Origin of the sequence: Streptomyces sp. NPDC047515, from assembly GCF_040643055.1 — a bacterium.
In the GTDB taxonomy this organism is placed as follows: domain Bacteria; phylum Actinomycetota; class Actinomycetes; order Streptomycetales; family Streptomycetaceae; genus Streptomyces.
The window spans coordinates 50,650-74,497 of sequence record NZ_JBEYTM010000030.1; the positions used below are offsets into that span (position 1 = coordinate 50,650).

Annotated in this window: 22 protein-coding genes and 1 pseudogene; all 23 read right to left on the reverse strand. The window is 68.3% G+C overall.

Annotated elements, in window-relative coordinates:
- Window positions 1-17: 17 nt before the first annotated feature.
- Window positions 18-1,199 (reverse strand): annotated as a pseudogene (locus ABZ826_RS23790) (LysM domain-containing protein); the annotation flags it as partial.
- Between the two features lie 160 nt (window positions 1,200-1,359).
- Window positions 1,360-1,590, reverse strand: a complete 231-nt coding sequence (locus tag ABZ826_RS23795; RefSeq protein WP_361451675.1) for a hypothetical protein — start codon at window positions 1,588-1,590, stop codon at window positions 1,360-1,362.
- 22 nt (window positions 1,591-1,612) lie between these two features.
- Window positions 1,613-3,694, reverse strand: coding sequence for a hypothetical protein (locus tag ABZ826_RS23800; protein WP_361451678.1), 2,082 nt, complete (start codon window positions 3,692-3,694; stop codon window positions 1,613-1,615).
- On the reverse strand, window positions 3,691-4,794 hold the full coding sequence (locus ABZ826_RS23805) for a hypothetical protein (protein ID WP_361451681.1): 1,104 nt from the start codon (window positions 4,792-4,794) through the stop codon (window positions 3,691-3,693). The genes ABZ826_RS23800 and ABZ826_RS23805 overlap by 4 nt, the downstream gene beginning before the upstream one ends.
- Window positions 4,791-5,726, reverse strand: coding sequence for a hypothetical protein (locus ABZ826_RS23810; RefSeq protein ID WP_361451684.1), 936 nt, complete (start codon window positions 5,724-5,726; stop codon window positions 4,791-4,793). Before ABZ826_RS23810 ends, ABZ826_RS23805 begins: the two co-directional genes overlap by 4 nt.
- A 12-nt stretch (window positions 5,727-5,738) precedes the next feature.
- Window positions 5,739-6,644, reverse strand: coding sequence for a hypothetical protein (locus tag ABZ826_RS23815; protein ID WP_361451687.1), 906 nt, complete (start codon window positions 6,642-6,644; stop codon window positions 5,739-5,741).
- Entirely contained in the window at window positions 6,631-12,048 is a 5,418-nt protein-coding gene (locus ABZ826_RS23820) for a phage tail tape measure protein (protein ID WP_361451690.1), read from the reverse strand. Before ABZ826_RS23820 ends, ABZ826_RS23815 begins: the two co-directional genes overlap by 14 nt.
- A gap of 26 nt (window positions 12,049-12,074) precedes the next feature.
- Complete coding sequence (locus ABZ826_RS23825; RefSeq protein ID WP_361451693.1) at window positions 12,075-12,515, reverse strand: hypothetical protein; 441 nt, start codon at window positions 12,513-12,515, stop codon at window positions 12,075-12,077.
- The gene (locus ABZ826_RS23830) at window positions 12,470-13,039 is read right to left on the reverse strand and encodes a hypothetical protein (protein ID WP_361451696.1); all 570 of its coding nucleotides are present in this window, start codon (window positions 13,037-13,039) and stop codon (window positions 12,470-12,472) included. Before ABZ826_RS23830 ends, ABZ826_RS23825 begins: the two co-directional genes overlap by 46 nt.
- A gap of 100 nt (window positions 13,040-13,139) precedes the next feature.
- On the reverse strand, window positions 13,140-13,610 hold the full coding sequence (locus ABZ826_RS23835; RefSeq protein WP_361451699.1) for a hypothetical protein: 471 nt from the start codon (window positions 13,608-13,610) through the stop codon (window positions 13,140-13,142).
- 104 nt (window positions 13,611-13,714) lie between these two features.
- Complete coding sequence (locus ABZ826_RS23840; protein WP_361451702.1) at window positions 13,715-14,161, reverse strand: hypothetical protein; 447 nt, start codon at window positions 14,159-14,161, stop codon at window positions 13,715-13,717.
- Window positions 14,158-14,544 (reverse strand): hypothetical protein, encoded by a 387-nt coding sequence (locus ABZ826_RS23845; protein WP_361451705.1) that lies wholly within the window; start codon window positions 14,542-14,544, stop codon window positions 14,158-14,160. Before ABZ826_RS23845 ends, ABZ826_RS23840 begins: the two co-directional genes overlap by 4 nt.
- Complete coding sequence (locus ABZ826_RS23850; RefSeq protein WP_361451708.1) at window positions 14,541-14,987, reverse strand: DUF6093 family protein; 447 nt, start codon at window positions 14,985-14,987, stop codon at window positions 14,541-14,543. Before ABZ826_RS23850 ends, ABZ826_RS23845 begins: the two co-directional genes overlap by 4 nt.
- The gene (locus tag ABZ826_RS23855) at window positions 14,987-15,367 is read right to left on the reverse strand and encodes a hypothetical protein (RefSeq protein WP_361451711.1); all 381 of its coding nucleotides are present in this window, start codon (window positions 15,365-15,367) and stop codon (window positions 14,987-14,989) included. Before ABZ826_RS23855 ends, ABZ826_RS23850 begins: the two co-directional genes overlap by 1 nt.
- A complete protein-coding gene (locus tag ABZ826_RS23860; RefSeq protein WP_361451714.1) occupies window positions 15,364-16,212 on the reverse strand; it encodes a hypothetical protein in 849 nt (282 codons plus the stop codon). The genes ABZ826_RS23855 and ABZ826_RS23860 overlap by 4 nt, the downstream gene beginning before the upstream one ends.
- Window positions 16,209-16,538, reverse strand: a complete 330-nt coding sequence (locus tag ABZ826_RS23865) for a hypothetical protein (protein WP_361451717.1) — start codon at window positions 16,536-16,538, stop codon at window positions 16,209-16,211. Before ABZ826_RS23865 ends, ABZ826_RS23860 begins: the two co-directional genes overlap by 4 nt.
- A gap of 125 nt (window positions 16,539-16,663) precedes the next feature.
- A complete protein-coding gene (locus tag ABZ826_RS23870; RefSeq protein ID WP_361451720.1) occupies window positions 16,664-17,014 on the reverse strand; it encodes a hypothetical protein in 351 nt (116 codons plus the stop codon).
- A gap of 5 nt (window positions 17,015-17,019) precedes the next feature.
- Entirely contained in the window at window positions 17,020-18,075 is a 1,056-nt protein-coding gene (locus tag ABZ826_RS23875; RefSeq protein WP_361451723.1) for a major capsid protein, read from the reverse strand.
- Between the two features lie 15 nt (window positions 18,076-18,090).
- Window positions 18,091-18,837, reverse strand: a complete 747-nt coding sequence (locus ABZ826_RS23880; protein ID WP_361451726.1) for a hypothetical protein — start codon at window positions 18,835-18,837, stop codon at window positions 18,091-18,093.
- Window positions 18,838-18,939: 102 nt separating this feature from the next.
- On the reverse strand, window positions 18,940-19,704 hold the full coding sequence (locus ABZ826_RS23885; protein ID WP_361451729.1) for a hypothetical protein: 765 nt from the start codon (window positions 19,702-19,704) through the stop codon (window positions 18,940-18,942).
- A 68-nt stretch (window positions 19,705-19,772) separates the two neighbouring features.
- Entirely contained in the window at window positions 19,773-21,650 is a 1,878-nt protein-coding gene (locus tag ABZ826_RS23890) for a hypothetical protein (RefSeq protein ID WP_361451732.1), read from the reverse strand.
- Window positions 21,651-21,727: 77 nt separating this feature from the next.
- Entirely contained in the window at window positions 21,728-23,260 is a 1,533-nt protein-coding gene (locus ABZ826_RS23895; protein WP_361451735.1) for a terminase family protein, read from the reverse strand.
- Window positions 23,257-23,817 carry a hypothetical protein gene (locus ABZ826_RS23900; protein WP_361451738.1) on the reverse strand — a complete coding sequence of 187 codons (561 nt, stop codon included), beginning with the start codon at window positions 23,815-23,817 and terminating at the stop codon, window positions 23,257-23,259. The genes ABZ826_RS23895 and ABZ826_RS23900 overlap by 4 nt, the downstream gene beginning before the upstream one ends.
- Between the last annotated feature and the right edge of the window lie 31 nt (window positions 23,818-23,848).

The window sequence follows — 23,848 nt, forward strand, 5'->3', positions numbered from 1 at the left end:
GCGCCGGGCAGCTTCAGCTTCTGGCCGACGGACAGCTTGTTCGGGTCCTTGAGGCTGTTCAGCGTGACCAGCGTCGCCACGGTCGTCTTGTACGCGGTGGCGATCGACGACAGGGTGTCGCCCTTCTTCACCGTGTACGTGGTGCTCGAGGACCCGCCGGTTGACGAACCACCGCCCGTGCCGGAGCCTGAGTCTGCAGGCTTGCCCGGGACGATGCTGGTGTCGATGGCGCCCGGATCCCAGTGATCGTTGCCAGGAACTTGGGCGTGGGCGTAGTGCCCGCCCTTGGTCTGCCACGTTGTGCGGTTCCGCCCGGCCTTGACCGCAGCGGCCGACGTCGCCGGAGGATTCCCGGCCGGCCACACATCCGGGATGCCGTGTGCGCGCATCGCGGCAATGAGCTTCTGGAAGTTCGGCTTCTTCGCTGGGTCGAAGCCGTTCGTCCACGGGGAGGCGGCGCGGCCGAGGACCTCGACCTGGATGTTCACCTTGCCCTCGCGGTTTGTACGGCGGGAGCCGTCGTTCTTGAGGGCGCGGGCGCTCGAGGTGAGCGGGCCGAACTGGCCGAGCTTGTCGGATACGGGGTCGTAGATGACCTGCGGCTCAGCGCCCACGCGGATCAGGTACGCGGCCACGCTTGCGAAATATCCAGCGCCCGCGGGGGATTCGGTCGTGTGCCACGTGGTCCGCGGCGGGTTGCCGGGGGTGTCCATGGCGCCGCCGATGGACTGGTCACCGAACCGGGTGACGCCGTCGATGTACGCCTGACCGGAGGCGCCGCGCGGCAGCGGGACGTACGTCTCCGGAACGGTCTCGCCCCAGGCGGCCTGGGTGCCAGCGGCCAGAGACCCACCTTCCGCAGCACCCCCCTTCGACTTCGTCTTCACGGACTGGGCGTTCTCGGGGGCCAGGTCGCCGCCCTCGTTCCGCGTAAGCGGCATCGGGTCGGGCGCGTACACCCGGTACTCGGGGGCATCGACCGGGACGTAGGCGTCGAGGTCGCCGTCGTCGCGCAGGACGCAGAACGCGCCGACCTGTCGGGGGTGCTCCAGGATGTGGCGCTCGGTCGACTCAAGGCCCGCGATTGCGTGGACTTCGTCGACGTGGGTCTGGTCGCAGGTGCCGAGGTAGGTGGTGGTGAGGTCGAGGGTGTCAGGGTCTATGTGGTCGACCGCAACGTGGAAGGTGGTCCCGGGCATCTACCCGTGCTCCTGCACTGTCCCCGCGCCCAGAGCTGATGGCTGGTGTGCTGCGTCGGCCGGGGCCGGGTGGCAGTCCCTCAGGGATGGTGCGGGGCGGAGGGTCGCCCGTGTTCAGCGTACGGGTGTGTGGTTCGGGTGTTGCCCCTGCTCGGGCCGGTTACATGACCTCGGGCTGCGGGTCGAGGCGGGTCGCGCTGGTGATCGTCATGAGCTGAGAGCACAGGCCGCACTGGACGGTGATGATGTGGCCGTCGTTGGAGTACATCTCCGCAATGTTGAATGTCTTGCCGATGTTCTCGCAGTCGGGGTTGGTGTCGGTCACGGTCGCCGAGTAGTAGGTGGCGGGCTCGAAGGTGATGCCGTCGGCGACGGGGCTGGTGGCGGGCATAGGAGTGTCCTCTCGTTGCAGGTCAGGAGCCGATGAGCAGCCACCACACGGTGGTGTTGCCCGTGTTGGTGCGGTTCAGCCAGATGGTCAGGCCGCCGGACGACTGGTTGTTTGCGGAAACGCCGAGGAGTTGAGTGCCGGGCACGCCGCTGGCTGCGGTGACGAACGCACGAAAGGTGGTCCCGGCGACATTGAGGCCGGATACGAGGGCGGAGGCGGGAACGCTGCCGGTGGTCGTGGCCACGTTCGCGGATCCGAACGCGATGTTGCCGGCCGAGAAGATCCCGGCCACGTCGGCCCGTCCGGTCATGTTCACGTTGCCGAGGAGGTTCACGAATGCGCTGCTGCCCTGCTCGACCATGAGCAGTGGCCCAGCGCGGTAGTTTCGTTCCCCGGTCGGCCCGACAGCCAGCGTGATCTCTGGTGGCGTGGGCCCGTGCGTGGGGGGCTTCAGCACAAGGTATCCGAGCTGCATGTCCCCGTCGGCGTTGATGCCCGATTCGAGACGGCCTGGCGTCTCGCCGCCGGTGCGCCCGGAGTACAGGGTGAGGGTGCCGTCCGGGCTCATCGTGAGGCGTTTGCCGGTCGCGGCGGTCTGCACAGTGGAGCCGGTGATCGTGCCGCCGGTGATGGTTTTGCCGGTGATGGCATCGGCGGCGATCGATGCGGCGGTGACGGCACCGTTTGCGATGTTGACGGAGTTGACGACGCCGGTCGGTACGGTCTCGACCGTGACCTGATCGATTTGCATGGTGCCGCCCGTGGCGCCCGTCAGCAGGCGTACCGAGGGGCGGACGTAGCGGACGCCAGAGTTCATTTTGCCGGGGGCGGTCGGTAGCGGGCAGGCTGTCGTCGTACCGGTTGTGGCGGTGCCCTGGGCGTAGCCGGTGAACGTCGTCCACGAGGTACCAGCGTTGATGGTGACGCCGTTGGCGGCGATGTAGTGCTGCCCCGTGACCGCGTTGTTCGCCCCGGTGGAGCTGACGCGGGTGACGCCGTCCGCGGCCACCCCGACGAGACCGATCGATACGACTGGCGTGCCAGATGTAGGGGCGGCAGTGGTACGGACGCGCGCGGTGACCCGGTACAGGGTGTCCGGATCGTACGGGGTGTTGTCGATGCGTTCGATGGTGACGGGGCCCTGGCCTTGGATGACGGTGCCGCCTGCTGCGGCGTCGGTGACGCCGGACAGGACGGACCAGGTGCCGGTGCCGATCGTGGTCGCCCACAGGGTGGCGTCGCCCATCGAGTCCGTGATCTTCGTGGCGATCGACTGGGCGATGCCTACGGTCAGGGCGTTGGTGGTGACAGCCCCTGCGGCGATCTTCTCTGCGGTGATGGCGTTCGCTGCGACCTTGTCCGCGGTTACGGCGAGGACATCGAGTTTCGCGGTGGTCACCGCTCCTGCGGCGATCTTCGACGCGTTGACAGCCTCTGTATCGATCTGTGCGGCCTGGATGGCGGCGGCCACGATTTTCGGGGTGGTGATCGCGTTGTCGGTGATCTTTGTGGTGCCGATTGCGCCGGTCGCGACTTTCGCCGCGGTGACTGCGTCGTCGGCGAGCTTCACCGTGGTGACGATCCCGTCGAGGATGTCTGTGGCGACCACGGGGGTCGGCCCGAACGGTCCGACGATCACCGAGGCGGCGGACGGAGTACCGGAAGTGCTACGGGCGCGGAGCCGTACGTACACGGGGTTGACGCAAGGGAGGACGACTGTGGCGCCTTGCGCAGTCTCGATCGTCGCCTGCAGCGTCGCCTGGCTTGGCTCGTACGCGGCCAGCGGGGAGGCGTGGACCTCCATCCGCGCCCAGTCCAGCGGCATGCGCGCCCCGCCGTCGAACTGCCCGTCCCACGACACGGTGACCCCGCCCAGGACGGAGGCGACGATCGGGGCGGACGGCTGCGGCGGCGGGGGCCCGTTCACAATGAGGGCCGCGGTGGTGCCGTCGCCCTGCTGCCCCACGATGCCGCGGAGCGATCCGCTGTCGTCGCGGACCTCGAGCGCGGTGTTGTCCAGGGATGCCGAAGAAAGTCGGGATTCCCGCTGGAGCGCGGCTACGTCCCGCTGAAGCTTGGCAACGATGGCCCCGATGTCGGTCATGAGACTCCTCCGTATTTGTAGGCGTCAACTGGCTTGAGGTCGATGACGGCCTGGGGTCCACCAGGGGCGTCGGGCTTGATGGTCCAGCCGGTGATGCGGCGCCAGCCGACGTAGTCGACCCAGGCGTTGTGGACGCGGGTGTATACGTCGTCGCCGACCTGCCAGGCCCCGAAGCGGGCGGCGCTGGTGTCGCGGATGGTGATCTGGTCGACGGATCCGAGTACCTCGCGGCGCCCTCGCTCGGCGGCCGTGAGGGACGCGAGGATGTCGTTGCCCTTGACCTCCGGGAAGTCCGCGACGTGCTCCAGGCGGAGCCGGCCATTGCGGACGGCGGAAATCTGACGGCGCTTCGCAGAGCCGTCCCCTGCGCCCATGCCGATGACGACCTGGGCGTAGTCGTCTCCGGAGAACGGGACCTCCGGGTCCTCAATGATGTTCACGCCGGATGAGAAGGAGATGTCGGTGCGGCGGGCGCCGAGGCGCGGCCAGCCGAGCCGGATCCGCCGTACCGGTGCGGTCTTGGCCGTGTTCCAGGCGACGGTGCACGTGTAGTCAGGACTCGCCTCTGCCGACACCATGTCGTCGACGATGTCGCCGAGCGCGCGGCTATCCCACCAGTTCGAGTCGTAGCGTTCGGCCGGGGTGCCGACGGTGGACGTGGAGGTGGTGGAGTCGACGACGACACCGAGGTTTCCGTCGGTAACAGATTGCGCGTACGCCCACACATCGCGGATGACCTTGCACCGGTCGGCGTACGTGTACGGGCCGCGGGCGCCGAGTTGGCCGTCCACGTCGTACCGGTGCATCAGGTACGACGACCAGCCAGCGGCTTCGAGCTGGAGGACGTCGCCTTGGGGGCGGACGTCCCAAACGAGGCCGCCCCATCGAAGCTGGCCGGCGGACTCGACATAGATGAGCGTGGTCCCTGGGTCGAGGAGCGTCGGGTTCTGGGAGACGAGGCGCGGGGACAGGGTGCCGGTCAGGCTGCCGGGCCCGTTGAGTTCGTCGCCGTACTCCAGGTCCTGCACTGGTAGGGCCAGGGACAGCCACTGGCCCGTCAGGGCGTGCTGGGTGAGGACCCGGTCCGGGACCGGGGTCACCGGGGTGCCTCCACGAACTCCACGTCGTACACAAACGTGGTGAAGGTGGACACGTTGATGCGGCCGGTGTTCCCAGCCGCGCCGTTCGCCTGGGCACGTAGCAGCTGGGTGGTGCCTCGGTAGGCGGCGGGGATCGTGAGGGTGTCCGCGACGATCGCGGGCAGCTTGCGGACGCCTGTGCCCTGGTTGTCGTCCAGGGAGATCGGCTGAAGGGTGAGACTGGCGCCGAACGTGGCCTGCAACGCGCCGGTGTAGTTGGCGACGGAGTAGCGAATCGGACTGACATCGACCCGCGCCCGGACCTGGGTGGCCCAGTCGGGCACGTAGAAGCTCATGCCGGATTCGGTCGAGAAGTAGCTGTAGGCAGTAGAGCCCCCGATCAGGGCGCTGTCGGTGGCCGGGGAGTGGGTTTGCATCTGCCGGTCGCGCCGCGGGTTGGCCAGGAACCTCAGGTCCTTAATCATGGCGTTGGTGATCGTGGACGTGGACGCGGGTATGTCAATCCTGGCCAGCGGGATTCCGGTCCGGCCGTCGGGAATCGTTGTCGCGGACGCCGACACGTTGCTGATGACCTGGAAATAGTCGATCTGATCCTTGACCGGGTCCAGGGTGCCCTCGTACTCGGGGTCCTCGACGCGGAGAATCACCATGTCGGAACGGGCGGACCCGCCCGTCGCTGCGATCGGGACGGTGGCGGCGCCGATGTTGCAGACCGAGTACGTGCCTTGGAACGAGGAGACGCGGCCGCGGACGACGCCGGAGCCGTCGCCGACCTGGACGCTGGTGCCAGGGGTACTGAGCTGGGTGACCTTGAGGTCGATGCCCTGCGTGATGCCCTCGGCGCCGCGGGCCAGGTCCCGGACGAGCATGCGGAACTGCTGGGCGGAGTGGGTGGCGCCGTTCGTGAGGATCGGCACGGGGAAAAGGGCCATGGTGTGCGCTCCTCAGAGGGCGGTGTAGGCGTCGCGCCAGGTCAGGCGCATACGGGCTGAGTTGGTGTTGTCGAAGCCGGTCCAGCGCATCTCTGACTGGCCCGGCGGCAGGTTGAATAGGTCGATCCGGCTGGCCGGGGACAGAAGAGCGGAGGCGTTGCCGCCGTTCTCCCGGGTCACGGTGCGACGGCCGGGGCGGGTATCGATCTCCACCCACTGGCTGCTGGTCGTGAGGTTCAGCGTCGGCAGGTTCAGTTGGCGGCCGGACGCGACGTGAGTGATGGTGACCGTGGCGACCGGGCCGGTGATCCGGATGATCGGCCACGCGTTCCCGGTCCCCTGGTTGGTGACCCAGCCGGGCCGGTCCGCGGCCGTCGTCCCGGACTGCACGTAGATCGGCGCCTTCACCGGTGCCGCGAAGCCGCCGCCGGTCAGCCATCCCAGAGGGATCTCGGTGGTCGTCGAGGTGTCGGCGTAGAAAGTGGGGTCGGTGGCGATGAACTCGATGTCCAAGGGGACGTAGCCGTGGACGACCTGCTTGTACTCCGGGTCGAGCTTGCGGAGGCGGCCGTGGAGTCGCTTCACGGGGCGGCCGGGTCGCAGGATGCGCAGCGGCATCGTCGCCCCGCCTGTCAGGCGTACGGCCGGGGCGTCGGCGGCAGCCTGCAGCGCGGCCACCACGTCGTGGCAGGCGGCCGGGTCGCCAGGAATCCTGACCGCGGCGTCGAACTGGACCTGCCGGGGGGCGTAGTAGTCGGGGCCGGCGAACGCGCCGTCCATGGACGGCTGGTCGGCGTCGTTGTCCCGGACCGGTGGCCGGCCGAGCCCGGTTGTCTCGATGACCTGGACGCTGGTGTCGGCGCCCATCAGGACGCCACCCAGTTCGTACTGCCAGTCCGTCAGATCAAGCGGCGGCACGGGCGTTCACCCCTCCCCTGCGGGCCCGGCGCACCGAGCGGCCGACCTGCGATCCGATGTCCGACGCGGACGCCCCGGTCCGTACGGCGGTGACGTTGACGTGGGTGTCGCCGCCCTCGCGGACGATGACGACCGGTCGTGTGGCAGACATGTCGGTGAGCCCGACCCCGAACCGCGCCGCCACGTCCTTGAGGACGTTCGTGGCGGCGCGGCGCTTGTTCACACCGAGCGGGATGTACGCCTCCCCGCCCGTGGACGGCTCCGCGAACGTCACGGCGCCGGCGCGGGTGGCGTAGATGCCCTCCCGGATCCCGCCGTTCGCGTAGCTGAGTCCCTTGTTGGCGCGGGCCAGGTCGGCGAGGAACTGCGCAGAACGCGATCCGAGCGAAGACTTGATCTGGGCGGAGGCCTTGTTGGCAACCGTGATGATCTCGTCCTCGCCAATCCCGGTCGTGTCAGCGACGGCGTGCAGCCCAGTTTTGCTGGTCTTGACGGCGGCGATGATCTGGAGGAGTTGCGCGAGCTCGTCGCCGGACAGTGTCTTCGCCGACGTCTTCGCCGCGGCGTTGGCGGAGGACGCCTTGCCTTTGTTCTTCACGGCTTCGGCGGCGATCTTCTGCGCTGCTTCGTCGCCCTGACCGGCCAGCTGGGTCGCGAGGTCGCCGTACCCCATGGAGGCGAGCTTCGCAAGGTTCGTCTGGAAGGTAGAGGACGTTTTGTTGGAGGCGTTGAGCTGCTTGGTGTAGTCCGCGAGGGACGCCTTCGCGAGCGGGCCGAGCTTCCGCAGGTTCGCGACGATGTCGTTGAACTGCTTCTTCGACGCCTTCGCGAGCGCGGCGACCAGCGCGGCGCCTTCTTCGCCGAGGTCGCGTAGCTGGTCGATGACGTCGGACCCGCCACGCGACGCGATCTTCGCAAGGTTCTTCTCGTACGAGGCGTTCGCCGACACCGCGGACTTGAGGGTCTTCTGCCAGTCGGACAAGGAGAACTGCTTCTTGTACCGGGCCTCTGCCTTGCGGGCCGCGTCCGTAGCGGTGGCGACCGCGCGGCGGGCCTTCGACACGCGAGTCTCAGCGGCTACAAGCTGGGCGTGCGTGTGCCTGCCCCTGCGGACCTGCCTGAGCCGCGCCTCGGCGGCCTTGAGGTTGTCGACGGCGTTCTTCTGGGCGCGAACCTTCTTGAGGTAGGCGTCCTTGTCGATCGGCTGGTGCGAGTCGGAGTAGGCGGACTGTACGTACGAGGTGTCGCGGCGCATCCCGGTCGGGGTGTAGCTGAAGCCGCCGCTGTCAAATGCGACGACTGCGCCGTCGGCGTGCCATTGGACGGACTTCGGGTCGCCGCCGAGCCGGCGGATCGTCTCCTCCGTGATGGCGCGGGACCGGCCACGCTTGGACGTGGCGAGCGGGATGTACGCCTCCCCGCCGGTCTCTTCCTCGGCCCAGACCCGCCAGGCGCCGGCGGGGGCGATCTGTGCGGTGTGGTTCTCCCGGATGCCGCGGCGGTTGGTGCCGCCGTTGGCGTAGAAGGAGAGGACGGAGCCGCGGGCCTGGGGGGCCTGGACCATGTCGGGGACACCGTTGGCGTCCTTGTCGTAGCCGGTCTTCTTGTAGTTGAGGTAGATGCTGACGGACTTGCCGTGGATGTTGTCGATGGCGGACTGGATGATCGCGGCGTTGCGGGTGGCGTCTCCGGTGGGGACGGTGATGGTGACGGTCTTGCCCTTGGTGTTCTTGATCTTGAATCCAAGGGCTTCCAAATGCTGCCGGGCCTCGGTCGTCGGCGCCTTGATGCTGAGGGTCTTGCCCTTGGTGTCGCGGACCTTGTCCTGGATGGTCTGCAGCTCGGCCTTGGCCTTCGCGGAGGGGGCTTTGATGTCGAGGGTCTTGCCGTTGGTCTGGCCGAGCTTGGTGATGAGCAGGTCCAGCTCGGCGCGGGCGGCCTGCGTCGGGGCGGTGATTTTGTACTCGCGGGTGCCGGGAATCAGCTCAATCTGATAGCCGATGTCCTGGAGTTCCTTCTTCGCGTCTGCGCCCAGGGCGTCGACCTTAATGGTCTTCTTGTCGGGGAAGCGCTGGAACTCGGCCTGAACCCCGAGCAGCTCGGCCAGGACCGTGTCGACGCCTTCCGTCTGCAAGAGGATCGACACCCGGCCCGGGATAAGGCCCATCGAGTCGGCGACGCCTTCCGCCTGCTTCTTCGTCCACCCGTAACGCTTCCCAAGGCCAATCACCGCGTCACGAGACATCTGAATCTCGTCCGTGGCAGCCTTCAGCGACGTGGGCAAATCCTTTCCCTGCGACTGCGCAAAGTCGAACGCTGCCACCGCAGCCGACGCTGCCCCGTCTGCGATGCTGCTGAACGAGTTGGACAGCCGCTGCCCGTTCTTCGTCGTCGCGTCGATGGTTCCGTTGGCCTTGAGGAGCTGCTTGCCCCAGCCGTCTGCCTTGACGACGCCGTCCCCTATCGCGTCGTTGGCGTTGGTGATTGCCTCATGCAGCCGAGTTTCCGCAGCCTGGAAACTGACGCTGCCGCCGGACAGCAGGTCGAGGGCTTCACGTAGGGCCCGGGTGCGGGAGTCGGCGTCGGCGGTCTTGTCGGCGAGGGCGTGGACTGCGTTCTTCAGCCGGTCGTAGGCGGTGACACCGTCGCCCGTCCCCTTCGTTGCCGCGTTCAGCTCCTTGGCGTTCTTCGCGGCACTCTTCGCATCGCCCGACATGCTCTCAAGTGCCAAGCTCGCCGCTGCATAGGCATTCGCCTGCTGCATGACGGCGTCTCGGTCCTTGTCGCCGTGCCCCATGCCTTCCCAGGCCTTTATCTTTTCCTTCGTGAGCCCCTTCATCTTCTGGGCGAGGCTGTCGATGCTCTCGCCCTGCCCAAGGTACGAGTCGGTCAGGTCAGAGAGGGTGTAGCCCATCTTGCCCATGACAGACACCAGGTCGGTGTTGGTGCCCTTGAGCTTGGTGGACTGAATGGACTGGGCTGCCTGCTGGCGAACGGACTCGTCGATGACACCGTTCGACTGCCGCATCGCAGACGTCAGACCGTCAATGGTCGCCTTGTGTTCGGCAGCCTCTGCGGCGGCCTTCTGCTGGGACGATGCCAGCAGCCCGAGCCCGACGGTGACGCCCGTCAGTGCAACCCCCCACGGGCCGCCCATGACACCCATGAGGCCGCCCATGGCGGAGCGGAGCCCGGTCCCGGCCGCCGCGGTGACCCCGCGAAGCGCTCCACCAAAGCCGGTGGCGCCAGCGGACGCGGTTCGGAAGCTGTTGCCCATGGCGCCGATGACAGGCACACGGGCCTGAAGGACTCTGAATGCGGCGCCGTACTGAGTGAGGGACTGGCCGGCCCGGCGGGCTTGGCTCTGCTGGACAAGCATCTGCCGGTTCAGCGACTGGAACGCCCCGGTCAGGCGTCCTCCCACCGTTCCGGCGAGGCTCTGGGCCATGGGGCCGACCCGGCGCATCAGCAGCATCGCGAACACCGCAGTCTGAACAGGGCCGGGCAGAGCCCCGAACGCCGAGACCAGGCTGCCAACCATGCGGCCGATCGGTCCGAGGACACCAGACAGAGCAGAGACGGCGCTGGCGGCAGCGTCCAAGGCGAAGACGACGATGTCGAGAGTGCTGGCCGCCCCAGAACCTTCGCCAGCCAGGTCCCCGAGGGCAGACACGACCGGAGCTACACCGGCGGCCAAGTTCTTCAGGACGTCTACGACCATCTGCCCGACGGACAGGAGTACATGGAGGGCGGAGGCAACCGCGTCCCCGCCGAGCTCCTTGAACGGGGTAAGCATGCCCTGGGCGGCGGCGCCGATGCTGGCGAACTGCTGGCGCGCAGCGGCTGCCACGTCGGGGCCGAAGAGTGTCGCGGCGTCGTTGACGTAGTTGAAGAACTTCGTGATGTGCGGGGTGGCCTTGGACAGGCCGCTCGTAATACCGCGGGTCAGGAATTCCAGGCCGGGTGCCATGCCGTCGTACAGGGCAAGTCCGGTCTGTCGGGCCTGGGTCTTGAGCTGAAGCATCGCGCCGGCGAGTCCCTTGCCCTTCGCCGCGGCGATGTCCGTTGCGGCTCCGGCGTCGGTGACGGCGGCCATGAGTGCGTCGAAGCTGTCGACGCCTTGGTGGGCGAGCGCGATGGCGCCGGACATGGCTGGCTTGCCCATGGACTTCTTCACCGCGGCGGCGAAGTCCTGCTGCGTCATCTTGTGCTGGGCCTTGGACAGGCCATCGATGACGTAGCGGAGGCCCTTGAAGTTGCCTTGTGCGTCCCATGCCTGGATGCCCATGTCCTCGAGGCCCTGGGTCATCTGTTTGGTCGGGGAGGCGAGGTTCGCCATCATGCCGCGCAGCGTCGTGCCGGCGGTCTGGCCGAGGATTCCTGCCTTGCCGAGCATGCCGACCGCTGCGGCGGCTTCCTGCATGTTGACGCCGAGGCCGTGGGCGACGGGGCCGGCGTACTTCATGGCGTAGTAGATGTCGGTGATGTCGCCGGACGCGGCGTTCGCGGTCGCGGCGAGGGTGTCGGCGGCCTTCCCGGCCTGGTCGGCGCCCATGCCGAACTGGTCCATCATGTCGCCCAGGTACTTCGCACTGTCGGCGGCGTTGACCTGGGCGGCTGAGGCGAGGGTCAGGGATGCGCGGGTGGCGCTGATCGCCTGGTCGGTGCGGAACCCGGCTTTGGCGAGCTCGACCATGGCGTCGGCGGCCTCTGCGGCGGTCGCGCCGGGCAGTGACAGGTCGTTGCCGAGCTGGTTCGCGGTCGCGGACGCGCGCTGCATCTGCATCGCGGTTGCCCCGGTCACCGCCCCGAACGTGTTCATGGACTGCTGGTATTCGTTGCCGTGCTTGATGAGGTCGCCGACGCCCATGACGAGTGCCCCGCCGGACAGCAGTGCAGCCAGGCCGGTCAGCTGGTGGCGGAGCCGCCCGGACTCGTTCGTCATCTGACGCAGGCCCCGAGCGCCGCCGGCACCGACGGTCCGCATGTGGGTCGAGGCCCGCTGTGCAGCTTGGGCGAGGCGGAGGAGGTCGCGGACGGCGGTGTCGATCTGCCCGGACATGCGGGCGAGTTGGCGCCCGGTGGTGCGGGAGTTGTCGCCGAGGCTGTTGACGTGCCGGTTCGCGGTGCGGGCGGCGTCCCCGTACCGGCCCAGTTGGCGGCCGGCGGTGCGGGCATCGTTCCCAAGAGTGTTCAGGCGCCGCGCGGTGGTGCGGGCGGCCGTACCAAGGGTGCGGATGTGCCGGGTCGCGGTCTGGGACGCCTGCCCCAGTTCCCGGACCTCCACCTTGGCGGTCCGGGCAGCCGTGCCCAGGGTGCGGGCGTGCTTCGCCGCGGACTTGAGGGACTGGGCCAGGTCGTTGCCGTGACCTCGCAGGTCGACTGACAGGTTCCAGTTCGCCATGGCCCGCCCTCCCCTCTCCGTGTCGTTCAGTCGTCGTCGGCGCTACGTCGCCGGGTGGCGAGTTCGCGTTGCGCTTCGATCGCTGCAGCGGTCGCGGCCGGAATCAGCGCAATTTTGATGCCGTTGTTGTCGGCGTCCTTGTCGCCCGCGAGCTCGGCCTGCTTGTCGGCGATGACCTGGCAGCCGACGCACCGCTGGACGGTGACCGCGTAGGCGTCTTCCTCACCGGGTCCGCCGTGGTCCCAGTCGTCGTACCGGGTGTTGCACTGCGGGCACACGGTCCGCTGGTACTCCAGGTACGCCAGCGCTTTGGCCCGGTCGCGCGGAGTCCAGGTGCCGTCGCCGATGCCACGGAACTGCGAGTGGGGGATGCCCCACCGGTCGCAGAGTTCAAGTTCGCCTCGGAGCCGCTCATCGGCAATCAGCCTTTTCCCAGGTCCATGCGGGTCGTCTGCTGCACGTTCCATGCAGCGTTGAACAACTCGGCTGCCTCGGCCTCGGACCAGGTGTCTAGATACTCCTGGGCCGCCTCCAACGGCATCCCGTCGGCGGATGCGGCGGAGATCAGCTCGGGGCCGAGGGACTCGACGTCGAGGTCGTGCCCGTCCTCGGCTTGCTCCTCGGTGGCCGGGTGGGCCTTCTTCAGCGCTTCGAACACCTTGCGAGGAAGGGCCCGGAACGTGAGGACAATCGCCTTCTCGTTGAACGCTGCCTGCGCGGTCTCAACGTCGGCCCGCGCGCTGGCCACCGCGTCCTTAAGGCTCTGGTCGGTTGGACTGTCGGCAGCCTCGGCTTCGAGGCGGCGCAGCGCGTACCGGGCGACCTCCAGGTCCTTGCGAGCCTCGGCGTCGTCGCAGATGGTCAGGGTGGCGCTGGCTCGGGTGCGGGCGGCGAGACGTTCCTGCTTGGCGGCCCAGTGGGCGTCCTTGGCAACAGCGGCGGCGGGCGGTGTGGTCTTTGCGGCAGCGGTCTTGGCGGCGGCAGTGGGCATGGGGTGGTCCTCCATCAGAGGGGAAGGGGACCCGGCCGGGCGCCAACAGGCGCCCCTTCCCGAACACGCGTCGGGCCCGACCGGGGGCATGGGGGTCGGGTCAGGTCGCCGGGACGGTCGCGTTGATGAGGGGGCGGTCCGTGATCGAGAACTTGACCATGAGCTTCGCGCCCTCGTTGTCCGCGGTGACCGTGGACGAGTTCGACGCGACACGCACCGGGTAGACGTCCATGCCCTTAGAGGAGGCGGCCTTGCCCTTGCGGCAGATGATGACGAAGCCGGTCGTGCCCTTGGCGAGGTCCGTCTCGATGGTGTCGGTCGTGTCGTCTTCCCAGAACGTCAGCGAGGAGTCGGCCGCCGAGTCGTCGCCGGGGATCTTCGACACGAACGTGGAGTCCATGTCCGGGGTCTCGATCTCCTGGTTCTCAATGGAGAACCCGTCGACTGCGGCGATCTGCTTGGTGTAGTCAGTCGCTCCGGTGACCTCGACGAGCGTCGGCGTGTAGTCGGCGGCGGCGATCGTCTCAGCGAAGAGGATCCTTGTTACGCCTTTGCGGGTGAACCTGGCCATGCTGGGCCCCTTATGCGTCTCACGCGTGTGTGGGAGTCGGCCACCTAAGGGGTGGCGCGTCCGCGCTGGGGCCGCCGCGGTGCGGTAAAACGCCTGGCCAGGGGTCAGGCTGGGGTCAGGTCGAACCTGAACCGTTGCACATAACTGATGATCCCATCCTGGGGGTCATTCGTTGCCCCGGGTTCGACGTCCAGGGCTCTGGCCATGACCTTCACGCCGAGGATGGTCAGCGGGTGCAGCCACAGCCCGGTGACCGGGTCACGTCCCAGGATCGCGGTCCGGGCCTTGTCGGCGAGGAGTTCCGCCTGGTCGAGCGTGCCGGCGGATGCCGGCCGGGCCGGGTCGGGGCCGGATACGGACGTCACCTGGTAGACGAGGGAGATGTCGTCGTGGGTGTCGGCAAGCGGCGGCCCGTCAAGTCCGGTGTCGAGGGAGTACAGCAGGTAGTACGGGGGCTTGGCATCCGGCATGCGGCCGCGGCCCACGGGCAGGCTTGTCGCAGAGGTGAGGAGCGCGGCCAGGGCGGCCGTGACGGGATGCCTGGGGATCACCGGAGCACCTCCGCAACCGCGAACCGCATTTCCATCATCAGCGTCGCCCCGATGTACGGGATAGCAGGCCCGACGTGCGGGAACGGCGGCTGGTTGTATACGCGCCCCAGGCTGTCTGGGCCGACGAACCCGAACTCCAGGCGCCTGCCCTGTGGGGCGTTCGTGCCGATGGTGCACAGAGCCCCGTACGGCAGGCTCCGGTTCGCTGTCTCCCACGAGTTGCGGTAGGCGCCGGTGATGACATTCGGCCCCGGGCGACCGGACGCGTTGCCCCGGATGCGGGCATGGCCGAGCTCGCCGGCGTGCCGTACGGCCCGCTGGATCGCGGGGCCGACATGGGTGGCGGCACGGTCGAGCCGGTCGGCGAGTTCCTCGGGAGTCACGGCGTCACCTCCCCTTGGAGCTGGTCAAGCGGGGTGATGCGGACGACTTCGACGGTTCCGGCTCGGCCGGGGTCGGTGCAGATCCATGACCGGCCGAGCAGGCTCGTGCGGGCCGGGTCGTGGACAGCGACGACGGTCACAACCGCGTCCTTCGGCGGGATTGGCGCGGCAAGGGGGGTGAACAGCCGGTACCGGGACGTCGTCTCCGACACCCACGGCAGGTTGTGGTTCGGCGTGGCGACGATCTCCGCCTGTGCAGAGGAGCCCTGTACCCCGCCGGGCCCCTCGTAGAGGACCTCTCCGTCGGGGTACTCCAGCTGACCGGTGTCCTCATTGAGGACTGGGTCGCCTGCTGCAGGCAACGTGATGCGCACAGCGTCGATAAGAAGGTTCTCCCCGATCCATGCAGTGACACCGGCGAGCGCTGCGTCCAGTCCACCCATCAGGTCCTCCCCTGCGCCCAGTCGGCGAGCTGCGCCAGCATCGCCACGGTGAGTTCGTGCGGGGACCCGTCGAGGTCGTCCCGTTCGAGGGCCGCGTGTTCCAGGGCGGCCGGTTCGATGTTCGCGAGGAACGCGGCCACGATCTGCCCGTCGTCCTGCTCAGGGGCGGCGACCGCGACGTGGGCGAGGCCTTCGAAGTCGAGCCCTCGGTGCGGGACGGTGTGAAGCATGAGGACCGGAGGGCCGCCGACCTGGTGCTGAAGGTTGTAGCCCTGGAGGGAGCGGCTGACGTCGACGCCGTCGATGGATACCCGTCCACTGACTCCGTCGGCGGTGATGCGAACGTGTCGTGGTTCGTCGGCCATGCTCGGGGCGGTCATGCGGGGTCTCCGGATTCGAGGTCGATGCGTCCGTTGAGGTCGGGGCGGGGAATCCAGGACCTGATGCAGCCGTGGTGGGCCAGCGGGTATGACCCGGCGTCGTCGATGCTGCGGATCGTGCCGTCGGCGTGATCGGTGTCTTGATGTGCGACGAATCCACACTCGCTTCCGTCCACGCACTGCATCCACTGGGCGTCCAGCTCCCACCGCGCCGTGTTGATGGCCCCCGTGTTCGCAGCGACGACGCCCTGCCACAGGAGTGCGGAGCGCGCCCACGCGTCGACGGGGTGCCGGGATTGGTCGGCGTAGATGACCGTGGTCAGCGGATGGTCGGCGGCGAGGCGAGGGCTGTCGATGCCTTCGTGCTGACGGCCGGCGGCCACCTCGCGGGCGGCGCCCTGGGCGGCGCGGGCAAATGCCTGGGCGCGGCGCACTGTCTCCTGGATGCGCCGGATCAGGTCGACGTAGAAGGTTGCGGTGATCGGGGTGAGCGCCGCCTGGTGGTCGGTCGTCCACCGAAACATGGTTAGGTCACGGTTGGCACGCCGGAGAGCTTGGAGGGCGCCGTCGCGGTATGCGGTCGGCAGGTCGGTGGACGCCCATTTCTCGGCGAGGGCGCGGGCTTCCCGGTTGAAGCGGGCGACTTGCTGGTTGTACTGCTGTACGGCGGCCCGGATGCGGGGTGTGGCACCTCGGCCGGGTCGGATGCGTTCCAGGGTTCGCAGCAGGGTGTCCTGGGCTGTTCCCAGGATTCGCCACGTTCGGACGAGGCGGGTCAGGAGGAGTGCGATCAGGGCGAGGAGTTCCTCGTGCTGGTCCGTCTGTTCTCGGGTGGGGGTGGTCATCGGCGGGGCCGTTCCACGAGAAACATGACGCCGAACCCGTCGCTGCTCTCGCCGTCGTCCGGGTCGTCGGGTGCCGGCGGCTGGCCGTCCTCGAGGAGAGCGATCTGCCGTTCGTACGCCTTGATGTTCTCGATGTACGACACGGAGACGACGGAGGACACGTTGACGGTGGACGGCTGGGAGCGGAGTGCGGCCAGTCGTTCCCGGACCACTTCCAACGCGACAGCGCGCGCGGTGCCGAGGCGGGTGTAGCGGACCTCAAGGTCGGTGAAGTCGCTGTCTTTGCCAAGCTCCGAGGCGAGCCAGGCACGTACTGCGGCGTCCATGGGTCCTCCGGGGGTGTGGGTGGGAAGGGGGACGGGATGCGGGCCCGCTGGCGCCCCCACCAGGGGTGGGCCCGCATCCTGTTGGCCGCCGGTGCCCTCTTCGGCGGCCTCCGGCCCCGAGCCGGTCAGTCGGCCGCGGGCTTCGCGGCCGGTTTACGGGCCGCGGTCTTCTTCGCGGCCGGCTTGGTGTCCTCGGCGGGCTGGTCCGCCTCGGTCTGGGCGTCAGCGTCGGAAAGGGTCTGGGCGGCGCCAGAGGCGTCGTCCAGACCGTCTCCGGCGCCGTCGTTTCCCTTGCCTGCGTCCGCTCCGGCGGCCAGGTGCTTCTTCACCGCCGCAGGCAGCTTGCCGCCTTCCCAGCACGCAGGGTTGGTGACCAGGGCGGCGTACTGCGGTGCCGGGGTCTCTCCTGCGCGCAGCAGGATGTCCTGGTGCTTGTCCGGGTCCCTTACGAAGACGGCCCGTGCGAGCTTCGCCATGGGGATCAGTCCTTCGACAGCACGGTTGCGCTGATGTGGAAGTTCGGGACGTACAGGACCGGCATCGCGATGGCGTTGGCCGTGGTGGAGACGGACGGCGGGTTGGCCTTGGTCTCCATGGAGACGTAAATGCCAGGTTCCCGCGCAGCTGCAATGCCGGGGTTCTCGCCCTCGTCGAGGTTGTCCTGCTCCGCGGTGACGCCGTACTGGGTCTGCGCCCACTGCTCCGGGTTCGGGGGGACCATGGCCCACAGCGATTCGGGGGTGGTGCGGATGTACTGGTCGTCGGACCAGACCTGCTCGTCGTAGATCTCGATCGGCGGCAGGTTCCACCGGGCGCGGACGGCATTGACGTCCGGCGGCGACAGGGTCGTCGACGGGGTCGTGCCGGGGCTGGAGGAGTTCCAGAACGCCGTGCGGTACTCCAGGTTGGAGGCCAGCACGGACGCGGCGCGCTCGGAGGTGATGACCCGGGCAGGCTTCGGAGCGCCGACGCTCTTGAGGTAGCGGATCCACGCCATCTCGTCGGTGAGCGGCGTCGCGCCGTCCTGGTCCCACGGGGTTGCGGCGACGGGCTTGTTCTCGTCGGGGACGTTCCAGTCCACGTCGAGGCCGACGCCGGGGAGGTTGACGACGCCGGTGGACAGGAGCTCCCCGGCCGCGATCTCCATGGCGATCTTGATGGAGGTGAAGTGACGTTCGAGGTCGTCGTACAGAGCGTCGATGAACTCCTGGTCATCCGCTCCGCGCCGGGCCTGGAACAGGATGAGTGAAAGCTCACCCATTTCCAGGGTCTGGCCGACCGGGGGCAGCATGCCCTCGTTCACGACTCGCTCGGCCTGGCGCTTCGCGAGGGCGTGCGGGGTCTCGAAGGCCCGGAACTTCGCGGCGTTGATGCGTCGCTTGTTCGACTCGATACGGAACTTCGGACCGTAGATCTTGCGCTCCGGGATGACGCTCTGCGTCAGGGCGTACGTGTTCGGGACGGGGAGCCCACTGATGTAGGCGTTGATGTCTTCCGGCGTGACGTTCCGCAGGAGACGGTCGAGAGTGGTGCCCATGGCTGGTCTCCTGACTTACCGGTAGTGGATGTTGACGCCGGGCGCGGTCGCGCCGATGTCGGTGGGGTCGAACGGGATCGGGCACTTGTCGGCAAAGACCTCGCCGAACCACAGGAGCGCCCCGGACGTCTTCGTGGATCCGGGTGCGAACATCGACTCGGTGGCGAGGAACCCGGCGAGGACCTCGGTGCCGTCCGATGCCGATGCGCCGCCGCCCGCGGTGCTGGTGGCGACGGTGACGGCCGGGGTGGTGCCACCGGTGAGCCCGGTGGCGGAGGCGGTCATCTGCGGCTGGTCGTCGCCCATGTACTGGCCGGCGAACGTGACGACGACCGCGGTGCCCGGGTGGGGTCCGCCGGAGACGAGAACGTCACCGGGGTTGATGTTCGACAGCGCCTCGAGCGCGGCCTTGACCTGGGCAGCGGTCGCGTTGAACGGGATGCCCGCGGTGGTCTGCCCGGAGAACGTGAGCGTGTACGTGCCGCCGGTCGGAGCGCCGGTAACGGTGACCGTCTGCACCTCGGACACCGGGCCGGAGTACGGGGCGTACAGCCCGGACGCCTTCAGTCGGCCGAGCGGGAGGCCGGACTTGAGGACGTTGCGGGGCTGAAGCAGGTTGCCTGCCTCGTAGTGGACGCCGGCGACGAACTTCGTCAGGTCCAGGGTGATGGTGTTCGCGTCGTGCACGCCGACGAGGGAGGCGAGCCACGGCCGGTCGGCTGTGGCTTCCTCGCTCGTACGCATGGGCTGGAAGTCGTTCACTGCCCTCTCCTAAAACTGCAGGTGGCGGTTGGCTGATCGGCACCTGCTGGTGCGCGTCCACGAGGAGAGGGCGTGGTCCCAAGTTGCGGGTGGTGCGTTGGTCTAACTGTCGGCACGAACCTTGCCGCGGCGCTGGAGCATGGCCAGGCCGCGCTCGCCGGGCTTGGGCTGCGAGGCGCCGGGGCGCGGGACGCCGGAGCCCGGAAGTCCTGTCGGGGCGGGCGGCGCCGGGGCGGGTGCGGCTGCGCTCCGAGATCCGAAGAGTTCCGGTCGGCGCTCCTTGAGTGCCGCTGCTGCGGTCTGAACGTCTTCGTCGGTGGCGTCGTTCGTGACGCGCAGGAGAGCAGTGGCGTCGTCGAGGTCGTCACCGGTGGCACCGAGGCCGACTAGGACGGACCGTCGGTTCGCTGCGGCGATTCGGGCGTCGGCCTGGGCCTCACGGGCGGCGATCTGCCGTTCACGCTCTTCGAGTTCCTGGGCGCGGCGTTCGGCGTCGCTGAGCTGCGCCTGGTCGGCCTGTCGCTTCTCTTCGACGTAGGCGCGCATGGCCTTGACGTCGTCGAAGCCGAGGTCGGAGGCGAGCCGCTGGTTCCCGTTGCGCCGACCAACGTCCTTTTCGACGGTCAGCTTCTGCTCGAGCCAGTCCTTGTGGACGACGAGCTCGCCGTCCTGGAGCCCAGGCCGGCCCGCGGACGGCACCGGCGGCTTCGGCTTCGGCGTCTCCGCCTCCGCCTCCGTGGTCGGTTCGGCGGACTTGGCCGGGTCTCCCGAGGCGTAGAAGACCGGGGAAAAGACACCCGTCGGGTACGGGTGGGCCCACGCCGTGGAGTCGGCGCGGTTCGGGTGGTGCAGCGCGGGGCGGCGCATGGGGGCACATCCTCCCAAGGGAGTAGTTGTCGGCCCCGCGCCTGAGATCAAGGAAAGCACGGCGCGGCTCATTCGTTGCCCCTGCTCCCCTGGGCGGGGTCTGCCGCCGGGCCTGTGGCGGGCGGCAGCTGCACGACGGGCGGTGCGGGGTCGGGGTTGATGTCGATGCCGAGGAAGTCGCTGACGGCGTCGGTGGATCCGGTGGCGTCGGCCAGGTCGCGGGCGGCAACGAACTGGCGGGACTGAATGCGTTCGATCTCTTCGCCTGCGTCGTCGATCGGGTACCCGGCCTCGATCAGGAGCCGGATGCCGGTCTCCAGCGACATGACGCCGTCCTTGACCGCCCCTCGGACCATTTCGAGGGTGGCGGCCTTGTCCGTCGGCTTGTACGTGCCCCAGGTCAGTTGGGCGTCGACAACGGGCCCGGTCCAGTCGGGGTGCTGGGCGGCCAGGTAGAGGCGCTGGACGAACTTGAAGAGCAGCGCGTACTTGTCGTCGCGGGCCAGGTGCATGGAGTCCATGAGGGGGTCCATGGGGCCGTAGGACAGCTGGATGGAGAACCCTGACGGTGCCTTCGTCGGGTCGAGGGTGCCGAGGGCGACAGCGGGCATTCGGGCGTTGAGGGACAGGCGGTCCTGAAGTTCGGCGGTCTTGTTGCGGAGCTCGGCCAGTTGGGGCGAGGTGTCGACGGTGATCAGGTTGCCTCCCTGCGCCATCTCGATCGTCATGCCGGGCTGGACTCGGATCTTCTTGGGTTCGCTCCGCCGGCCGCCGCCCTTGGCGTCGGGGTTCACGATCCCGAGAATCGGGGAGCCGGTTGTCGCGGACGCCTGGGACGAGTCGGTGTCGGTGCCCTGCAGTTCATCGAACAGCTGCAGCAGCGGGGCCAGCGAGGACTCGCCCCAGTGCCCGTCCTCCGGAATGGTGTTCGGGATGTGGATGACCGGCAGGAAGTCGTGCCACAGGTCGAGGTGGTCGAGGAGTTCGCCGTCGGGGCCCTGCTGGAACGTCGCGTACCGGTAGTCGAGGGTGTAGACGTCCTGGTCTGCCTTGATGTCGTCCAGGTCCCACTCGGCGTCGGTGAGGTAGCACGTAAGGGTGGACGGGGCGTCGTTCCACGGGTACTGGCGACCGATCTGTCCGCGCTCGGGGTCATAGACGTCGCCGGGGGTCATGAGCGGGGTCTGTCCGTCTGCGGCGAACGCGGGGACGCGGACCGGGCGGGGGCCGTCCAAGTCGGGGACGGTTGCAGTGCCAATGGGGCCGAGTTCGTACGTCAGCCGGCGCAGCTTCGGCTTGGACCCGGACACGGCCGGGTCAGCCTCGACCTCCCACGCGAAATGGATACGGCGCGGGAAGTCCGCGGAGTCTCCGGCGTTGTCGGGGAGGTCTGGGAAGTAGAAGCCAGGGTCGATAACGGACAGCCGGGGGCGCTGCTTGGCCATGTCGAGCCCGAGGAGGTAGACGCTGTCCCCCTCACGGACAGCCTTGCGTTCGCTCTGCTGAAGCCGGAGCGCGAACTGCTCGACCTTGGCCCACGCCCGCAACTTTTCCTGGACGTCCGCGGCGTGCCGGGCTTCCGAGGTGGCGGTGGTACCAGCGGACGGTTCTGCGTCCTCGGCACCGCGGACGGTGATCATCTGCTCTTTGCCCAGCATGTGCGACGCGATGGACGCAACGAGCATTGCCGGGTCACCGAACTCGCGGCGCGCGGACGCATCGGTGTGGTCCTGGATGGACGCGATCTCCCAGGCCTGGTTGTGCCCGTATGCGGCGAACAGCGTGTACGCGGCCAGACGCCGACGATCTTCTTCGGGGACCCACGTGCGCATGGCGTGGGGGAAGACCTCGCGGTTGGGCCTCTTGTAGGCCGGGTCGGCGAAGGCGCGCTTGTAGTTCAGCGCACCCCACCGGTCGACAATGAAGCGTCGAAACAGGCCCACCATTCGCCCCTTCTGGAACGTAGTCAGGCCCCGCGCCTATTGATCAGGGTAGGCGGCGCGGGGCCCAGTGTTGCCCCTGCTCAACGACGGCCGGGCGGATCGCTGCGTTCGTAGGTGCCCGCGGTGGTGCCGTCGCCTCCGTTGTCCGAGAGCTCTGTCAGGCCGTGGACAAGGGCATCGAGGCGGTCTGGGGAGTCCATGCCGGGCATCCAGGAGATGAGCTGCACTTCGAGGCCGGGGAACTCGCCAACGTGGTGGACGTGTCCGTTTTCGTAGAGCTGGGCGACTGGCTCGGCGCGTAGGCGTTTACCCACCTTGGCGGTTACCTCGATGATGCGAGGCATCAGCAGGCTGCCGGTCAGTCCGTCCCGCTGAAGTTCTGCCCAGGCCTGGCGCAGGATCTGGGAGGCCATGTCTCCGCCGAAGTTTGACTCCACTACCCAGGCGTCTGCTTCAAGTTCGACGGCAAGTAGTCCGGCTGCCCGGCCCCATTCGGCTGCCCCCATCTTCCGGGACCGGTCAGCCAGCACGTACAGCTCGTCTTCTGCGTCGCTGCCAACTGCCACGAGGCCCACTTCATCACTGTCTTCACGGCCGCCAGCCGTGTCGATGGCGACAAGGACGCGTGTCAGGTCTACGGCGCGGAAGGCCGCAAGGCTTGTGCGGTGGGTGGTGATCCACGGCCACTTCCATACTCCGCCTTCGAGAGGACGTGGCTGTTGCTGATAGAGGGCCCACCAGCCACGCTCGCCGACGTCCTTCTTGAACCGTGCCAGGTGCTTGTGTCGGAACCGTTCGGGCCACAAAGGTTCGCCGACCTTGCGGCCCAAAGGGTCGTTGTCGGTCAGAGCAAGGGCCGGCAGGTCCAGGACGGTCCATCCTTCAGCCCCGGACTGGAGGATGCGCCCGGCGAGGTCGTTCTCCGACCAGCGCGTTTGAATGACCACGATGGACCCGTTGGGTTCCATGCGGGTGTTGAGGACTTGTTGCCACCAGTCCCAGAGGTTGGCGAGCTTGACGGGACTGTCGGCCTCTTTGGCGTCTTTCAGGGGGTCGTCGACGATTGCGACGTTTGCGCCCATCCCAGTCAAGGATCCTCCGACGCCTGCGGTGACGAGGCCGCCGGGAGTTCCTGCGAGGTCGAAGCGGTTGGCTGCCATGGAGCCGTACCGCAGCTCGATGCCGATCTGCGAGCCCATCTCTTTGATGGAGTCGCGGATCCACCGGCCGTGGCCTTCCGCGAGTTTCGCCGCATAGGAGGCGATCATCACCCGGTGGTCGGGATGCCGGGCCAGGTACCAGAGGGGTGCCCACCGGGCGGCTCGGGCCGATTTTCCGTGTCGGGGCGGCATGTTCAACAGGATGCGCATGCGCTCGCCGTTCGCGATCCGCACGAAAGCTTTGTCAATCAGGTCGAGGTGGCGCGCCTGCCATTCGCGGCCACCGGTCAGCACGGCCGCCATGGAGCCGGGTGACCGCTCGATGGCCATCTTCTTCTCGGCCCACGCCAGAACCTTCCGCAGTTCCGGGTCGGCAAGGCGAGCCATGGCAGTGCGCTGCGCCGCGGGAAGGGTGCGATAGCGGGCGACTTGCTCCTCGATACGGCTGCTCACGTCCCGGTCGCCCCGTCGTCTCCCTCTTCGTCTTCGTCTGGGGTGGACGTGGCGGTGTTGCCAGGGTCGTCCTGGTTGAGGCGATCGGTTGCGGCAATGAGGGCGGCGAGGTCTTCGGGGCTGGCGCTGCTGAGCGCGAGGGGGCCGCCGTCGGCTCCGGTGACTTCGTTACGTACGGGCATGTCGAGCCCGTTGAGCTTGGCGCGCCGGTCCATGAGCTTGAGGACGGTGTCCACGGCCTTCAGGTCGATCTCTTGCCCGACCTCGTCTCCTTCCCTGTTGAAGACGGGGCGCAGCTCGGTGGCCATGGGCCATGCTGCGGCGAGGAGCGCGTCGAGGCGCTCGTTCTCCTCCTGCCGGTAGGCGGAGGCCTCGGCGGCCTGTTCGTCGCGGCGTTCGCAGATGGCCCGGTAGAAGTCCTTCGTCGCGGCACCGCGGGTGGTGTACCCGAGGTCGAGGATTCGGGGGTCCTCGAAGGGGACGCCGGCGCGGCGCAGCTTGATGAGGGTGGCGCGCCGTTCGGCGACTTCGGCCATCTTCGCTTTGGAGTGGGGCATGGCGGTCGGGGCTCCCGCTGTGTGGTTGTCA

Coding starts and splice junctions, on each gene's coding strand:
- ABZ826_RS23890 (WP_361451732.1), bottom strand. CDS start 21,650: ATGGTGGGCCTGTTTCGACGCTTCATTGTCGACCGGTGGGGTGCGCTG.
- ABZ826_RS23810 (WP_361451684.1), bottom strand. CDS start 5,726: ATGGCCCTTTTCCCCGTGCCGATCCTCACGAACGGCGCCACCCACTCC.
- ABZ826_RS23900 (WP_361451738.1), bottom strand. CDS start 23,817: ATGCCCCACTCCAAAGCGAAGATGGCCGAAGTCGCCGAACGGCGCGCC.
- ABZ826_RS23850 (WP_361451708.1), bottom strand. CDS start 14,987: ATGGGTGGACTGGACGCAGCGCTCGCCGGTGTCACTGCATGGATCGGG.
- ABZ826_RS23820 (WP_361451690.1), bottom strand. CDS start 12,048: ATGGCGAACTGGAACCTGTCAGTCGACCTGCGAGGTCACGGCAACGAC.
- ABZ826_RS23795 (WP_361451675.1), bottom strand. CDS start 1,590: ATGCCCGCCACCAGCCCCGTCGCCGACGGCATCACCTTCGAGCCCGCC.
- ABZ826_RS23800 (WP_361451678.1), bottom strand. CDS start 3,694: ATGACCGACATCGGGGCCATCGTTGCCAAGCTTCAGCGGGACGTAGCC.
- ABZ826_RS23830 (WP_361451696.1), bottom strand. CDS start 13,039: ATGCCCACTGCCGCCGCCAAGACCGCTGCCGCAAAGACCACACCGCCC.
- ABZ826_RS23855 (WP_361451711.1), bottom strand. CDS start 15,367: ATGACCGCCCCGAGCATGGCCGACGAACCACGACACGTTCGCATCACC.
- ABZ826_RS23885 (WP_361451729.1), bottom strand. CDS start 19,704: ATGCGCCGCCCCGCGCTGCACCACCCGAACCGCGCCGACTCCACGGCG.
- ABZ826_RS23875 (WP_361451723.1), bottom strand. CDS start 18,075: ATGGGCACCACTCTCGACCGTCTCCTGCGGAACGTCACGCCGGAAGAC.
- ABZ826_RS23865 (WP_361451717.1), bottom strand. CDS start 16,538: ATGGACGCCGCAGTACGTGCCTGGCTCGCCTCGGAGCTTGGCAAAGAC.
- ABZ826_RS23835 (WP_361451699.1), bottom strand. CDS start 13,610: ATGGCCAGGTTCACCCGCAAAGGCGTAACAAGGATCCTCTTCGCTGAG.
- ABZ826_RS23870 (WP_361451720.1), bottom strand. CDS start 17,014: ATGGCGAAGCTCGCACGGGCCGTCTTCGTAAGGGACCCGGACAAGCAC.
- ABZ826_RS23860 (WP_361451714.1), bottom strand. CDS start 16,212: ATGACCACCCCCACCCGAGAACAGACGGACCAGCACGAGGAACTCCTC.
- ABZ826_RS23825 (WP_361451693.1), bottom strand. CDS start 12,515: ATGGAACGTGCAGCAGACGACCCGCATGGACCTGGGAAAAGGCTGATT.